The 15,558-nt window shown below is 75.1% G+C and carries 1 protein-coding gene; it reads right to left on the reverse strand.

Annotated features, from left to right (window positions below; all coding sequences use genetic code 11):
- Positions 1–2: 2 nt before the first annotated feature.
- Positions 3–15,515 (reverse strand): SDR family NAD(P)-dependent oxidoreductase, encoded by a 15,513-nt coding sequence (locus tag ACZ7CD_RS17960; protein ID WP_470379275.1) that lies wholly within the window; start codon positions 15,513–15,515, stop codon positions 3–5.
- Positions 15,516–15,558 lie beyond the last annotated feature (43 nt).

The raw sequence follows: 15,558 nt of genomic DNA on the forward strand, positions 1-15,558 counted from the left end.
TGTCACAGCCCTTCGCCGGCGAACTCGTCGCCGGTCTCGCCGAGGGCGAGACTGATGAGGGCTTCGGTGTCGAGATCGTCCAGCGCGTCGGCCACCGGGGCGTTCGTCCCGGTGGCGGCGGGACGGGGCTCGGCGAGCGCGAGCAGGGTGTCGAGCAGACCGGCCTCGCGGAGCCTGCCCACCGGGATCGACGCGAGCACCGCCCGGACGTCCGCTTCGGCGCCGTCGCCGCCACGCGGAGCGGGCGTCACGGGCTCGAGCTGTGCCGCGAGGTGCGCGGTCAACGCGTCCGGGTTCGGGTAGTCGAAGACGAGCGTCGCCGGCAGCCGCAGACCGGTGGCCTCGTTGAGGCGGTTGCGGAACTCGACGGCGCTGAGCGAGTCGAAACCGAGATCCTTGAACGACAGGCCCTCCTCGATCCGCTCGACGCCGAGCGCGTACCGCACCTCCTCCTCGACGAGCCGCACCAGCCGTTCCGCGCGGCCCTCCTCGTCCAGCGCCGCCAGCTCGCGCCGCAACGCCGCCGCCGCACCGGAGCCGGACGCCGCCGCCTGCTGCTTCGGCACCCTGACGAGCCCGCGCAGCAACGGGGCCACGTGAGCGGCATCGCGCGGAGCCGAGGTGTCGAGCACGGCGGCGAGCAGCAGCGCGGACTCCCCCGCCTCCCCGGCCGTCGCGGTGTCGAACAACGCGAGCGCGGCCTCCCGGGCGAGCGGGAGCACACCACCCCTGCTCATCCGGCCGGCGTCGCCGTCGTCCAGCGAGGCGGCCATGCCGGCCCCCTCCCACGGTCCCCAGGCGAGCGACACGGCGGGGAGTCCGAGCGCACGGCGGTGTTCGGCGAGCGCGTCGAGGAAGGCGTTGCCCGCCGCGTACCCGGCCTGTCCCGGGCTGCCGAGCAGACCCGCCGCCGAGGAGAACAGCACGAACCGCCTCAGGCCCCGGTCACGGGTCAGCTCGTGCAGGTGCCAGGCCGCGTCCAGCTTCGGGCGCAGGACCTCGCTCAGCCGTTCGGCGGTCAGGGAGGTCAGCACGGCGTCGGCCAGCACACCCGCGGTGTGCACGACGGAGGACACCGGGTGTTCGTCGAGCACCCTGGCCAGCTCCGCGCGGTCCGCGGTGTCGCAGGCGACGACGGTCACCTCGGCACCTGCCCCGGCCAGCTCGTCCCGCAGCGCCAGCGCTCCGGGGGCGTCGGGACCACTGCGGCTCACCAGCACGAGCCGGTCGGCACCGTGCGCGGTGACCAGGTGCCGTGCGACGGCGGCGCCGAGCGCACCCGTGCCACCGGTCACCAGCACACCCCCGGACCAGTCGGCCGGGTCCGCGGCCCGCTTCGGGGCACGCACGAGCCGGGGGATGGCGACGTGGCCCTCGCGCACGACGAACTGCGGTTCGCCGGACGCCACGGCACCGGGCAGCGCTCGCCAGGAGCTCCCCGCGGTGTCGGGGGCTTCGAGGTCCGCGAGCACCACGCGGCCGGGGTTCTCCGTCTGTGCCGAGCGGAGCAGCCCCCACGCGGCCGCCTGACCGGGACGGGTCGGGTCCGGCCCCGCCGCGCCGTGCGTGACCACCACGAGCGTCATGTCGGCGAACCGGTCGTCCGTGAGCCAGTCCCGCACCAGGGCGAGCAGCCGTTCGAGGGCGGCACGCGCGGAGTCAGGACCGTCGCCGCCGGGCTCGGCGAGCACGACGAGCGTGTCGGTCGTGCTGTCCAGCTCGCGGAGGTCCCTGGCGAGGACCACCTCGGCGACGGCCTCTTCGAGCACGCTCGCGACCTCCTTGCACCGCGAGTCCGGCACGTCGCCCTGGCCGAGCACGGTCCACCGTCCCGCGCTCGGAGCGGACGGCACGGCGAGCGGCGTCCACGCGAGCTGGAACAGGTGCTCGTGCCCGCCGGACGCGGCCGCGGAGAGCTGTTCGGGCCGGATCTCGCGCAGGGCGAGGGAGTCCACGGTGAACACCAGGCGGCCGGTCGCGTCGGTGGCCACGACCCGCACGGCGTCGCCACCGCTCGGGCTGATCCTGACGCGCAGCGCGGTCGCTCCCCGCGTCGCCAGCTCCACGCCGTTCCACGCGAACGGCAGCCGGATCCGCTCCGGTTCCTCGCCGGAGCGCAGGCCGATGCCGTGCAGCACCGCGTCCAGCAACGCCGGGTACAGCAGGAACGGCTCCGGGGCGACCGGTTCGCGCGGCACCTCCACCTCGGCGTAGACGTCCTCGCCGCGCCGCCAGGCCGAGCGCAGGCCCTGGAAGCGGGGACCGTAGTCCGCGCCCAGCTCGGCGAAGCGTTCGTACACGCCGTCGAGCGCGACGGGTTCCGCGGCCGGCGGAGGCCACACACCGAGGTCGGCCGTCTGCCCGTGCGCGGGCCGCAGCAGGCCGGACGCGTGCAGCGTCCACGGCTCGCTCCCGACCGCCGCGTAGCAGCGGAACTCACGACGTCCGGCGTCGTCGGGCTCCCCCACGGTGCACTGCACCCGCACCGCCGCGTGGTCCGGCAGGACCAGCGGCTCGGTGACCAGCAGCTCGTCGATCCGCGCACAGCCGAGCCCGGCACCGGCGGCCAGCGCCAGCTCCACGAACGCCGCGCCCGCGAGCAGCGGCACGCCGCCCACGGCGTGCTCGGCGAGCCACGGCTGCTCGACCAGCGACAGCCGTGCCGTGTGGACCACGCCCTCGCTGCCCGCGAGGTCGACGGCGGTGCCCAGCAGCGGGTGCCCGCCCCCGGACGAGGCCGCGGCGCCGCTGGTGAGCCAGAACCGCCGGTGCTGGAAGGCGTACGTCGGCAGGCTCGCGCCGTCGCGGTGCGGCAGCAGCGCCGTCCAGTCGACAGCGGCACCGTGCACGTGCAGAGCGGCGAGCGCGGACACCAGCGACGCGGCCTCGTCGGAGTCCTTGCGCAGCAGGGGAACGACCGCGCTGCCGTCCTCCGGCAGGCATTCGACCGCGGCCGCGGTGAGGGCGTTGCCGGTGCCGACCTCGGCGAACCGGCGCACCCCCGCGTCGTGCAGCGCGCCGACCGCGTCGGCGAACCGCACCGCTTCGCGCGCGTGGCGCACCCAGTACCCGGGTGAGGCCAGGTCGGCGCCGGTGACCGCCGTCCCGGTCAGGCTGGAGACGAACGCGATGCGCGGCGTTCCGAAGCTCACCGACTCGGCGATCTCGCGGAACTCGGCGAGCATCGGGTCCATCAGGGACGAGTGGAAGGCGTGGCTGACCTTCAGCTCCCGTGTGCGGCCGAACCGCGCCGCGATCGCCCGCACCGGTTCCGCGGGGCCCGCCACGACCACCGACGACGGGCCGTTGACCGCGGCGATGCTCACGTCCCGGGTCAGCAGTGGCGCCACCTCGGCCTCGGTGGCCTTGATCGCGATCATCACGCCGCCCGCGGGCAGCTCCTGCATGAGCCTGCCGCGCGCGGCGACGAGGCGGCACGCGTCGGGCAGGTCGAGCACACCCGCGACGTGCGCGGCCGCGAACTCCCCGACCGAGTGCCCCGCGACGGCGTCCGGCCGGACGCCGAGCGCGGTGAGCAGCCGGAACAACGCCACCTGGTGCGCGAAGAGCGCGGGCTGCGTGTACCCGGTGCGGTCCAGCGCGGCGGCGTCGTCGAGCACGTCGTCCAGCGGCCGTTCGAGCAGCGGGTCGAGGTGCGCGCGGACCTCGGCGAAGGCCTCGGCGTAGACGGGGAACACCTCGCGGAGCCGCTTGCCCATGCCCGCTCGCTGCGACCCCTGTCCGGAGAACAGGAAGGCGAGCTTGCCCTCGGTGGCGGCGCCCGACGCGCCGGTGCGCGGCGACCGGCCTTCGGCGACCTCGCGCAGCCCGCCGGTCAGTTCCTCGACGGTGCCGCCGAGCACGGCGGCACGGTGCCGCAGCCGGGTGCGGGCGCTCGCCAGTCCACCCGCGAGCACCGCGATCGGTTCCCCGGTACCCCCGGTGACGTGGTCCAGCAGCCGGGCGGCCTGCGCGCGCAACGCCTCCGGTGTGTGGCCGGACAGCAGCCACGGGACGACACCGGTGTCCGGCGCGGCCGGTTCGATCGCCGGTACCTCGTCTTCCGGCGCGGCTTCGATGATCACGTGCGCGTTGGTGCCCGAGATGCCGAACGAGGACACACCGGCGCGGCGGGGACGGCCGGACGCGGGCCACGGGCGCGACTCGGTGAGCAGCTGGACGTTGCCGCCCTCCCACTCCACGTGCCGGGAGGGGGCGTCGACGCCGAGGCTCGCCGGCATCGTCCCGGCACGCATCGCCTCGATCATCTTGATCACCCCGGCGACGCCCGCCGCGGCCTGCGTGTGACCGAGGTTGGACTTCACCGATCCCAGCCACAGCGGCGTGTCCGCGGACCGGCCGGCGCCGTAGGTGGCCTGCAGGGCCTGCGCCTCGATCGGGTCGCCCAGCGTCGTGCCCGTGCCGTGCGCCTCCACCACGTCCACATCGGACGGTGCGAGTCCTGCGGCTTCGAGCGCCCTGCGGATCACGCGCTGCTGCGCGGGCCCGTTCGGAGCGGTGATGCCGTTGGACGCGCCGTCGGAGTTCACGGCGCTGCCCCGCACGACGGCCAGCACGCGCCTGCCGTTGCGCCGGGCGTCGGAGAGCCGTTCGAGGACGAGCACGCCGGAGCCCTCGCCGAAACCGGTGCCGTCGGCACCGTCGGCGAACGGCCTGCACCGGCCGTCCCGCGAGAGCCCGCGGTGCTTGCTGAACTCCACGAAGGTTCCCGGCGTCGCCATGACGGTCACGCCACCGGCCAGCGCCAGCGCGCAGTCGCCCTGCCGCAGCGACTGCACGGCGAGGTGCAGCGCGACGAGCGACGACGAGCACGCGGTGTCGATCGACAGCGTCGGCCCTTCGAGTCCCAGCTCGTACGCCACGCGGCCGGACACCACGCTGCCGGAACCGGCACTGCCGACGTAGTCGTGGTACATCACGCCCGCGAACACACCGGTGTCGGAGCCGCGCAGGGTCACGGGGTCGATCGACGCGCGTTCGAGCGCCTCCCACGAGGTCTCCAGCAGCAACCGCTGCTGGGGGTCGGTGGTGAGCGCCTCCTCGTCGTCCATGCCGAAGAAGCCGGGGTCGAAGTCGGCGGCGCCGTCGAGGAACGAGCCGTGCTTCGTGTAGCTCGTGCCCGGCCGGTCGAGGGTGGGGTCGTACAGGTTCGCGACGTCCCAGCCGCGGTCCTGCGGGAACTCGCCCACCACGTCACGGCCTTCGGCGACGACCCGCCACAGGTCCTCGGGAGAGCCGATCCCACCGGGAAGCCGGCAGCCGATGCCGATGACGGCGATCGGCTCGTCCGAGGCCCCGCCCGCCTTCGGGCGCGGCGCGCTGACCGCCGTGGCGATCGTGCCCGCGAACTCGTCCAGCAGGTGCCGCCCGAGCGCGGCGGACGTCGGGTGGTCGAACACGAGCGTCGCGGGCAGCCGCAGGCCCGTCGCCCTGGACAGGCCGTTGCGCAGTTCCACCGCGGCCAGGGAGTCGAACCCGAGTTCGCGGAACGCCAGCGTGCGGTCGACCTCCTGCGCCGACCGGTAGCCGAGGATGGCCGCCACGTGCTCGCGGACCAGGTCGACCAGCAGTGGTTCGCGGTCCGGCTCGGCCACGGCGGCGAGCCGTTCGCGCAGCCCGCCGGCGCCGGCCGTGCTCGCCCTGCCCGCCGCGACGCGGCGGACCGGCACGAGGCCGCGGAACAACGGCGCCAGGTCCTCGCCCTGAGCGCGCAACGCCGCCAGCTCCAACCGGACGGGGAGCACGACGGGCTCGCTGCCGCGCAGCGCGGCGTCGAACAGCGCCAGACCGTCCGCCGTGGACAGAGGCGCGACACCCCCGCGCGCGATGCGCGAGCGGTCGGTCTCGTCGAGCGTGCCGGTCATGCCGCCCGACTGGTCCCACAGGCCCCACGCGAGGGAGCGCGCGGGCAGTCCGAGTCCGTGCCGGTGCCGCGCAAGCGCGTCGAGGTAGCTGTTCGCCGCCGCGTAGTTGGCCTGTCCCGGCGATCCGAGGGTGGCGGCCGACGAGGAGAACACGACGAACTCCGCCAGCGCACTGCCCGCCGTCAACTCGTGGAGGTTCCACGCGGCGTCGACCTTGGGCCGGAACACCGCGTCCACGCGCTCCGGCGTCATCGACTCCAGCACGCCGTCCGCGAGCACGCCCGCGGCGTGGATCACCGCGGCCAGCGGGCGCTCCGGGGGCAGGCCCGCCAGCACGGCGGCGAGCGCGGCGCGGTCGGCGACGTCGCAGGCGACCGACGTCACCTCGGCGCCGAGCGCGGTCAGCTCGTCGACGAACTCCGGCGCGGCGCCGCGCCGGCTGAGCAGCAGGAGGTTGCGGACGCCCCGCGCGGTGACCAGGTGGCGCGCGATCGCCGTGCCGAGTGCACCGGTGGCGCCGGTGAGCAGCACGGTCCCTTCCGCGAGGGACGCCGGTTCGGTGTCCTCGATCGTGCTCCTGGTGAGCCGCGGCACGAACCACGCGCCGTCCCGCAGCAGCACGTGCGGTTCACCGATCGCGACGGCCTGGCTGATCCGGTCTTCCGTCACGTCCGCGCCGTCGCTCTCCACGAGCAGCACGCGGCCGGGGTTCTCCGACTGCGCCGAGCGCACGAACCCGGCGACCGCGGCGCCCACGGGATCGGACCCGGTCACGACCGCCAGCAGACCGTCCGCGGCGAGGGCGTCCCGCAGCTGGGCGCACACCTGGTTCACCGCGGCGCGCGCTTCGCCCGCACTGCTGCCTTCCGCCGCCCGCAGGACCGCCGCGACGGGTTCGCCGGTGGCGTCCGGCACGGCAACGGGTGTCCAGCCGACGCCGTACAGGGCGCCGTTCGCACCGGCCTGCTCGGCGGCGGCGAGTGCGTCGGTGCGCAACGGCCGCAGCGTCAGCGACTCGGCCGTCGCCACGACGCCGCCCGCGGGATCGGCGAGCACCAGTGAGACCGCGCCTTCGCCCAGCGGGCGGATCAGCGCGCGCAGGGCCGTCGCACCGGTGGCGTGCAGGCGCACACCGGACCACGCGAACGGCAGCATCGGGCCGGACCCGGAGCCGCCGAGCACCTCGCCGGCGAGCGCCACGGTGTGCAGTGCCGCGTCGGACAGCGCGGGGTGCAGGCCGAACCCGTCGGCGGTGGCGCCGCGACCGTCGAGCACCAGGTCCGCGCAGAGGCCGTCCGCCGTGCGCCACGCGGCGCGCAGGCCGCGGAACAGCGGTCCGTAACCCAGCCCGATCTCGGCGAGCTCGTCGTAGAACCCTTCGAGCGGCAGCGGTTCCGCGTTCGCCGGTGGCCAGGCGGCCAGGTCCGCACCGGCGACGGCGGGCAGCGTGCCGGTCGGGGCGAGGACACCTTCGGCGTGCCGGGTCCAGCTCACCTCGTCGTCGCGGTCGGCCGGCCGCGAGTAGACACCGACCTCGCGAGTGCCGTTGCCCGGATCTGCGGCGCCGACCACCACCTGCAGTTGGACAGCGCCCTCGTCGGGTACCACCAGCGGGGCGCCGAGGGTCAGCTCGGCGACGTCACCGGTGCCGACCTGCTCTCCCGCGCGCAGGGCGATCTCCAGGTGCCCGGTGCCGGGGAACAGCAGCCGGCCGGCCACGCGGTGGTCGTTCAGCCACGGCTGCAGCGCGGGCGAGAGCCGTCCCGTGAACACGGCGCTGTCCTCGTCCGCGCGCAGGACCGCCGCACCGAGCACGGCGTGCTCCGTGGGCGCGAGGCCGAGCGAGGTCACGTCGGCGCCGGCCGCGGTGCTGTCGAGCCAGTACCACTCGCGCTGGAACGCGTAGCCGGGCAGCGCCACCCGCTTCGGACGCCCGCCGTGACCGTCGGCGACGGCGGCCCAGTCCACGGCGGCACCGTGCGCGAACGCCTCACCGAACGAGGCGAGGACCCGGTCGAGGCCTCCGTCGTCGCGGCGCAGCGAGCCGACAGCGGCCACCGCGGCGTCGGTCTCCTGGATTCCCACGGTGAGAACCGGGTGCGGGCTCGCCTCCACGAAGAGCGTGTGCCCGGCGTCGACCGCCGCGCGCACGGCCTGTTCGAACAGGACGGTGCCGCGCAGGTTCGTGTACCAGTAGCCGGCGCCCATCGTGGCGGTGTCGATCGGCTCACCGGTCACCGTCGAGTAGAACGGCACGCCGGTCGAGCTCGGCCGCAGGCCGTCGAGCACCTCGGCGAGGCGTTCGCGCAACGACTCGACGTGCGCGCTGTGCGAGGCGTAGTCCACCGGGAGCCGTTTCGCCCGGACGCCGCCGGCCACCAGCTGCTCGTACAGCTCGTCGAGCGCGTCACCGTCACCGGAGACCACGGTCGAGGCGGCACCGTTGACGGCGGCGACCGACAGCCTCCCCTCCCACGCGCCGAGGCGTTCCCGGACGTCGTCCACCCCGGCACCGACCGACATCATGCCGCCGGTGCCCGCGAGCACCTCCGCGATGGCGCGCGACCGCAACGCCACGACACGGGCGCCATCGGCCAGCGACAGCGCGCCCGCGGCGCACGCGGCGGCGATCTCCCCCTGCGAGTGGCCGATGAAGGCCGCGGGGGTGACACCGGCCGCCTGCCAGGTGTGCGCCAGCGACACCATCACCGCCCACAGCAGCGGTTGCACCACGTCCACGCGGTCCAGCGCGCCGGAGAGCTCGGAGTCGAAGTCCCAGTCGGTGTACGGCTTCAGCGCGGCCGCGCAGTCGGCCATGCGCGCGGCGAACACCGGTGAGGAGTCGATCAGCTCGGTGGCCATGCCCCGCCACTGCGACCCCTGGCCGGGGAAGACGAACACCGGCTTGGCCCTGCCCGCCGCGGTGGCGGAGGTGAGCGCGGCGTGGGTGCCGCCGGCCGCGAGCGCGGCCAGGGCCTCGCGCCGTTCCGCGTCGGTACCGGTGATGGACGCGCGCTGCGCGAAGCGTGCCCTGCCGTGGGCGAGCGACCAGCCGACTTCCGGCGTGCCGAGCCCGGGATGCGCGTTCAGGTGGTCGCGCAGGGCGGCCGCCTGGCCCGCGAGCGCGTCCGGCGTCTTCGCGGAGAGCAGCCAGGGCAGCCGCGCTCCTTCCCCGGCGGCGCTCGCGGCGGGCACGGCGGGCGCCTGCTCGACGATCACGTGCGTGTTGGTGCCGCTGATCCCGAACGAGGAGATCCCTGCGCGGCGCGGACGGGACAGCGCGGGCCACTCCCTCGCCTCGGTCAGCAGCCGCACCTCGCCCGCCTCCCAGTCCACCTTGGACGAAGGGGCGTCGACGTGCAGGGTCTTCGGCATGATGCCGTGGCGCAGCGCCTGGACCATCTTGATGACGCCGGCGACACCGGCGGCCGCCTGGGTGTGACCGATGTTCGACTTGATCGAGCCGAGCCACAGCGGTTCGCCGTGCTCGCCGCGTTCCTGCCCGTAGGTGGCGAGCAGCGCCTGCGCCTCGATGGGGTCGCCCAGGGTGGTGCCCGTGCCGTGCGCCTCCACGACGTCCACATCGGACGGTGAGAGGCGCGCGTTCGCCAGCGCGTCCAGGATGACGCGCTCCTGCGACGGTCCGTTCGGCGCGGTCAGGCCGTTGGAGGCGCCGTCCGAGTTCACCGCGGTCCCGCGGACCAGGGCGAGGACCTCGTGGCCGTTGCGGCGTGCTTCGGAGAGCCGTTCCACGACCAGCACGCCGACGCCCTCTCCCCACACCGTGCCGGACGCCGAGTCGGCGAAGGCGTGGGTGCGGGCATCGGCGGCGAGCGCGCCCTGCCGGCTGAACTCCACGAACGTGTCCGGCGTCGCCATCACCGCGACACCGCCGACGAGCGCCAGCCCGCACTCGCCCTGCCGCAGCGCCTGCCCCGCGAGGTGCAGCGCCACCAGCGAGGAGGAGCACGCGGTGTCCACGGACAGGCTCGGGCCCTCCAGTCCGAGGGTGTAGGAGATCCGGCCGGAGATGATGCTGCCGGTGCCGAAGCTGCCGAGGTAGTCGTGGTACTGCACACCGGCGAACACGCCCGTGCGGCTGCCCTTGAGGGACTGCGGGTCGATGCCCGCCGCTTCCAGCGCCTCCCAGGAGGCTTCGAGCAGCAACCGCTGCTGCGGGTCCATCACCGCGGCCTCGTTGGGGCTGATGCCGAAGAACGCCGCGTCGAACTCGCCTGCCTCGTGCAGGAAACCGCCTTCGCCGACGTAGCTGGTGCCGGGACGCCCGCCGGTCGGGTCGAGGACGCGGTCGACGTCCCAGCCGCGGTTGCGCGGGAACGGGGTGATCGCGTCGGAGGCGTCGTGCACCAGCCGCCACAGCTCGTCGGGCGAGGTGACACCACCGGGGTACCGGCAGGCCATGCCGACGATCGCGAGCGGCTCGTCCGCGGGGGCGGTGGAGGTGCGGCCGCGACGCTTGCGCCCTCCGCCGGTGACGAGGGTGCCGAGGTAGCTGCTGAGCACCTCGGACGACGGGTGGTCGAACACGAGCGTCGCCGGCAGGCGCAGCCCCGTCTCCTGGATGAGCGCGTTGCGCAGCTCGATCGCGGCGAGCGAGTCGAAGCCGAGGTCGTTGAACGCGCGGTCGGCCTCGATCCCCTCGGGTGAGGCGTGCCCCAGCACCGCGGCGACGTGCGTGCGCACGAGCTGCAGCAGCGCCTCGGCGCGTTCTTCGTCCCCGAGGGCGGCGATGCGGTCGGCGAAGGCCGTCCCCGTCTCGCCCGCGGCGGCCCTGCGGCGCTCGGTCCGTCCGGCGAGCGCGCGGAACACGGGGGCGAGCGACTCACCCTGCGCGCGCAACGCGGTGAGGTCGAGCCGCACCGGTGCGAGCGCCGGCACGGCGGTGCGCAGGGCGCGGTCGAACAGCGCCGTGCCTTCTTCTTCCGTCAGCGGCGTCATGCCGCCGCGCGCGATCCGCGCGTGGTCGGCCGCCTCGATCGTGCTCGTCATCCCACCGGTGGGCACCCAGGGTCCCCATGCGAGCGACAGCGCGGGCAGACCGCTCGCGGCGCGGTGCGCGGCGAGGGCGTCGAGGAGGGCGTTCGCCGCGGCGTAGTTGCCCTGGCCCGGTGCGCCGGCGGTGCCGGCGATCGAGGAGAACAGCACGAACGCCGAGACCTCGCCGGCCAGTTCGTGCAGGTGCAGCGCGCCGAGCGCCTTCGGCCCCAGCACGGTGTCGAGCCGTTGCGGTGTCAGGGAGTCCACGACGCCGTCGTCGAGCACGCCGGCCGCGTGCACGACGGCGGTGAGCGGGTGCCCGGCCGGGATGGCGGCGAGCACGGCGGCGAGCGCGGCGCGGTCGGCCACGTCGCAGGCGGCGCTCGTCACCGCCGCGCCGAGATCGGTCAGCTCCGCCACCAGCTCCGCACCCGCGCCGCTCCGGCTGACCAGCAGCAGGTGCCGCACGCCGTGCTCGGTGACGAGGTGCCGGGCGAGCACCGGGCCGAGACCGCCGGTGGCACCGGTGAGCAGCACCGTGCCTTCGGGGTCGAACGCGGGCCGGTCGTCGTCCGCGGCGCGGTTCGCGCGCAGGAGGCGGGCCGCGTAGGTCCGGCCGTCGCGGACGGCGAGCTGCGGTTCGCCGGAGGCGAGAGCCGCCGGGACGAGCTCGGCGAGGTTGTCGGCGGCGCCGGGTTCAAGGTCGACCAGCAGGAACCGGTCCGGCTGCTCGGACTGGGCGGACCGCACCAGGCCCCACACCGCGGCACCGGCCAGGTCGGTGACACCTCCGGCGCCGGTGTGGTCGACCGCGCCGCGCGTCACGACCGCGAGCGGCCGCGCGTCGTCCTCCTGGAGCGCGGCCAGCGCGGCGTGCGTCGCCATGCGGACCGCCTCGGGCGTGGTACCGGGTGTCGTCATCAGCACCCGGTAGCCGGAGTCGCCGCCGGTCTCGCCGAGCGTCACCGGCTGCCAGCCGAGGGCGTACAGCGCGTCGGCGGTCGCGTCGTGCTCCCGGCGCAGGTTCGCCAGTGGCCGCGAGACGAGCGAGGCCGCGGTGGCGACCGGTGCGCCCTCGCTGTCGGCGAGCTCCACCGCGAACTCGCCGTCGGACAGCGGCAGCAGCCGCGCGCGCAGCACCGCCGCACCCGTGGCGTGCAGCGCGACTCCGGTGAACAGGAACGGCAGCCGCGCGCCGTCACCTCCCGGGGTGTCGCCGCCGAGCAGCGCGAGGGAGTGCAGTGCGGCGTCGAACGCGGCCGGGTGCAGACCGAACCGGCCGGCGTCGGCCGCCGGGCCGTCCGGGAGGCGGACCTCGGCGTACACCTCACCGGTCGCACCGCGCCACGCCGCCGTGAGCGCGCGGAACGCGGGGCCGTAGTCCAGCCCGGACTCGGCCAGCCGCTCGTAGAGGCCGGTGACGTCGAGCGGTTCGGCGTCCTCGGGCGGCCAGACGTCCAGCCCGGCCGGCCGCTCAGTCCGCCCGGAGCCGAGCAGGCCCGACGCGTGCAGCGTCCAGGGCTCGTCCGGCGCCGCCTGCTCGGGACGCGCGTACACCGCGACCTCCCGGAGGTCGTCCTGTCCCCCGCCGACGACGACCTGGATGCGCACGGCCCCGTCGGGTGGGAGCACGAGGGGCACCTGGAGCGTCAGCTCGTCGATGCTCCGCGCACCGACCTGGTCTCCCGCGCGGACGGCGAGCTCCACCATCGCGGTACCGGGCAGCACCACCGCGCCGCCCACGACGTGATCGGCGAGCCACGGGTGCGTGCGGGTGGAGAGCCTGCCCGTGAGCACCACCCCGCCCGAACCGGCGACCACCGTCACCGCGCCCAGCAGCGGGTGCTCGGCCGCGTCGACACCGAACGCGGCGACCGAACCCGTCGAGCCCGTGTCCCCGACCGTCTCCGGCCAGAACCGGTCGCGCTGGAACGCCGTCGGCGGCAGGTCGACCGGACGTGCGCCGCGCACCAGCTCCGTCCACTCGGGACCGGCGCCGGAGACGTGCAGCCCGGCCGCGGCGGTCAGGAGCGTCTCGGCCTCGTCGCGCTCACGGCGCGCCGTCGCGACCAGCACCACGTCCGCCTCGGTGCCGTCCTCGGCGACCAGGCACTCGCGCGCCATCGCGGTGAGCACCGCGTCCGGGCCGATCTCCAGGAAACGGGTGACGCCCGCGTTGTGGAGGGCGCGCACGCCGTCGTGGAAGCGCACCGCCTCACGCACGTGACGCACCCAGTACTCCGGTGCGGCGAGCTCTTCGTGCCCGGCGAGCGCGCCGCTGACGTTGGAGACGACGGGAATCGTCGCGCGCCGGTAGGTCAGCGCGGCGGCGACCGCGCGGAACTCGGCCAGCATCGGCTCCATGAGCGGCGAGTGGAAGGCGTGGGACACGCGCAGCTGCCGGGTCTTCTCGAACTGCGCGGCAACCGACTGCACGGCGTCGGTGTCACCCGAGATGACCACGGACCGCGGTCCGTTGACGGCCGCGATGCCCACCCGTCCGCCGGTCCTGTCGAGCAGCGGCAGGACCTCGCTCTCGGTGGCGCGCAGCGACACCATGGCGCCGCCCTCCGGCAGCGCCTGCATGAGCCTGCCGCGCGCGGCCACCAGCCGGACGGCGTTGTCCAGGTCGAGCACCCCGGCGACGTGCGCCGCGGCCAGCTCGCCGATCGAGTGGCCGCCGACGTGGTCCGGTGCCATGCCCCAGGACTCGATCAACCGGTACAGCGCGACCTCGAAGGTGAACAACGCGGCCTGCGTCACCGCGGTGCGGTTCAGCGGTTCGGCGTCGGTGCCGAACATGATGTCGCGCAAGCCGGACAGCGCCGCGTCCTCCTGTGCGAAACGCGCGCACAGCTCGTCGAACGCCGCCGCGAAGACCGGGAAGCCGGCGTGCAGCTCCCTGCCCATGCCGGGCCGCTGCGAGCCCTGTCCGGTGAACAGGTACGCGGTCTGTCCTTTCCGGACACGACCGGCCACGGCGGCGGGTCCGCCTTCGGCGACGCGCGCGACGGCGGCCAGCAGCGCGTCGCGGTCCGCGCCCAGCACCACCGCGCGGTACTGCTGGGCGGTGCGCGTCCCGGCGAGCGACCAGGCGACGTCCAGCGGGTCCAGGTCGCGAGCGTGCTCGGCCAGTCCCGCTGCCTGTGCGCGGACCGCCGCCGGCGTGCGACCGGACAGCACCCACGGCACGACCGCCGGCACGAGGCGGTCCGCCGGCGTTTCCCCGTCGCCCGCGGGCTCCACGACCGGGGCTTCCTCGATGATGGTGTGCGCGTTGGTGCCGCTGGCGCCGAACGACGACACGGCGGCCCGCCGGGGACGGTCCGCCTCCGGCCACGGCCGGTTCTCGGTCAGCAGCCGGATCTCGCCGCCGCTCCAGTCCACCTTGGACGTCGGCTCTTCTCCGTGCAGCGTCTTCGGCAGGGTGCGGTGCCGCAACGCCATGACGACCTTGATGATCCCGGCGACGCCCGCGGCGGCCTGGGTGTGCCCGATGTTGGTCTTGACCGAACCGAGGAACAGCGGGGCCTCACGGGTGTGCTCCGCGCCGTACGTCGCCTGCAGGGACTGGGCTTCGATCGGGTCGCCGAGCGTGGTGCCGGTGCCGTGCGCCTCGACCAGGTCCACATCGGCCGGGGTGAGCCTGGCCGAGTCCAGCGCCGCGCGGATGACGCGCTGCTGCGACGGTCCGTTCGGGGCGGTGAGGCCGTTCGAGGCGCCGTCCTGGTTCACCGCGCTGCCGCGCACGACGGCCAGCACCTCGTGGCCGTTGCGGCGCGCGTCGGAGAGCCGTTCGAGCACGAGCATCCCGGCGCCCTCGCCCCAGCCCGTGCCGTCCGCGGAGTCGGAGAAGGCCTTGCACCGGCCGTCCGCCGACAGCCCGCGCTGGCGGCTGAACGCGATGAAGGCGTTCGGCGTGGCCATGACCGTCGCGCCGCCCGCGAGCGCGAGCGTGCACTCCTTGGCCCGCAGCGCCTGGATGGCGAGGTGCACCGCGACGAGCGCGGACGAGCACGCGGTGTCGACCGTGACCGCCGGGCCTTCGAGCCCGAGGGTGTAGGAGATGCGGCCGGAGAGCACCGCGGCGAGCACACCGGTCCCGAGCGCCGCCTCCCGGTCGCTCGGCATCCGGGCGAGCAGGTCCTTGTAGTCCTGCCCGTTCGTGCCCGCGAAGACGCCGACGCGCGCGCCCCGCAGGGTGCCCGGCGCCACCCCGGACCGCTCCAGCGCCTCCCAGGAGGTTTCGAGCAGCAACCTCTGCTGGGGGTCCATCGCGAGCGCCTCGCGCGGGCTGATGCCGAAGAAGTCCGGCTCGAACCCCGCGGCGTCGTCGAGGAAGGCGCCGCGGGTGAGGTAGGTCTTCCCCTCGGCGTCGGGGTCCGGGTCGAAGAGCTGCCCGATGTCCCAGCCGCGGTCGGACGGGAACTCGTCCACCGCGTCGACCCCACCGGTCACCAGCTGCCACAGCTGTTCCGGCGTGGTGACACCGCCGGGGAACCGGCAGCCCATGCCGACGATCGCGATCGGTTCGGCGTCCTGCGTCTCGACCTCGCGCAGCCGCTGCCGCGTCGCGTGCAGCTCGCCCGAGACGCGCTTGAGGTAGGCGAGCAGCTTCTCGTCGTTGGTCATCGGTGTGTCGCCACTCCTGTGCGAAGCCGAGGGCCGCGGCCGG

Source organism: Lentzea sp. NPDC036949 (assembly GCF_055608075.1).